This is a genomic window from Streptomyces sp. NPDC058964 (assembly GCF_042741275.1).
In the GTDB taxonomy this organism is placed as follows: domain Bacteria; phylum Actinomycetota; class Actinomycetes; order Streptomycetales; family Streptomycetaceae; genus Streptomyces.
In genome coordinates, this window is sequence record NZ_JBHYKH010000989.1 from 1 (window position 1) to 1,325 (window position 1,325).

Genomic DNA, 1,325 nt, shown 5'->3' on the forward strand with positions numbered 1-1,325 from the left:
GCGCGCCCGCCGTCATCTGTGGGTGTGGTTCTTTGTTCGAATAAGCGCAAGCGGGGGGGGGCCGCCCCCCCCCCCCCAGAGTCACGTGTGCGCGCGAGGGGGTGGGGGGGGCGGGGCCGGCGGCCCGCGACCCCACTGAGTGGACGGGGGAGCCCCGGTCAGCGGTCGCGCGTCAGGATCGGCTTGATGTCGAGGATCGGTGTCCCGTCGAGGGCTTCGAGGTTGCGGACGTGGATGCGCGGGCCGGCGGCCGACAGGATGTGAATGGTGTGCAGGCCGATCGGGTTGGGCCGGTCGGGTGAACGGGTGGCGAAGACGCCGGTGAGCGGTCGGGTGCTGTCCCCGCGCGGGTGGACGGCGAGCGTGTCGCGGTCCGCGCGGTCGAGCCAGGTGAGCAGCAGCGCGTCGGAGCCCGGGGTGAGGCCGTCGAGGGCGGGGAGGTACTGGTCGTCGAGGACGAGCCAGGCGTCGGGAGCTCCCTCGTCGGGTTGCCGGGGCGCAGCCGCCTGATCCTTCAGCGCCGACTCGACGTGCCCGATGGGCCGCAATACGTGTTCGGTCAAGAATCCTCTTCCTCGATGTCGCTGCGTCCGGTGACTGGGACTCTACGTCGAAACGGTCCGTGGAACCGGAGAATTCGGCGCAGCCGTAGGCGTGTACCGCGCCGTGGCTGGTTCCGCCGGGGTCGGTCACGATGACGCTGGACTTGGGCTTGCGTCCGGCCTCGCCGGGCTCGTGGGCGAACCCGTCGTCGATCCGGGCGCTCGGCGCGAAGGACACGACCGTGCCGTCGTCGACCGTGAAATCCGGGTACCACCAGACGAAGACGTTCGGGTCGTCGTTCTGACCGGAGGTGTGGAAGCCGTCCCCCCAGAGCTGGATCCGGCCGGGCGCGAGCCCGACACGGGCGTAGTCCGCGGCCGTGTGACCAGAGCCGTTGGAGGCGAGGTCGCCCCCGAGGCGCCGGCGGCGGACCCGGTCGTGGGCCGGGCGTTTCGCCGATGTACCGGCGTGGGTAGTTCGCCGTAGCCGTCGTTCGCGGTCCACCCGTCGCACTGGACGGTGTCACGCCCCCGCACGCACGCGAAGAGAGGCAACGTGAGAGTCGTCATCACGGGTGCGTTCGGCTTCCTGGGACACCGGTTGGCCCGCACGCTGCTGCGGACAAGGACGTTCCTTGGCGCACCGATCACACGACTCGTACTCGCCGACCGGGTCGTGGGGGCCCACGCCCCCGCCCCGACCCCCCCCCGCGGCGCCAGCGGGGACGGAGTCCCGATCGACCCGGCCGGGCCAGGCGGGGGCCCCGCCCGCCGGGGTGGGTG

General features: G+C 72.4%; 2 protein-coding genes. One reads left to right on the plus strand and one right to left on the minus strand.

Annotated elements, in window-relative coordinates; translation table 11 throughout:
- Positions 1–158: 158 nt before the first annotated feature.
- On the minus strand, positions 159–563 hold the full coding sequence (gene tsaA, locus ACFW2E_RS47070; protein WP_384478366.1) for a tRNA (N6-threonylcarbamoyladenosine(37)-N6)-methyltransferase TrmO: 405 nt from the start codon (positions 561–563) through the stop codon (positions 159–161).
- Between the two features lie 131 nt (positions 564–694).
- On the opposite strand from tsaA, the gene ACFW2E_RS47075 reads away from it, so the two are divergent.
- The gene (locus ACFW2E_RS47075) at positions 695–847 is read left to right on the plus strand and encodes a hypothetical protein (protein ID WP_384478369.1); all 153 of its coding nucleotides are present in this window, start codon (positions 695–697) and stop codon (positions 845–847) included.
- The last annotated feature ends 478 nt before the right edge of the window (positions 848–1,325 follow it).

Coding starts and splice junctions, on each gene's coding strand:
- ACFW2E_RS47075 (WP_384478369.1), top strand. CDS start 695: ATGACGCTGGACTTGGGCTTGCGTCCGGCCTCGCCGGGCTCGTGGGCG.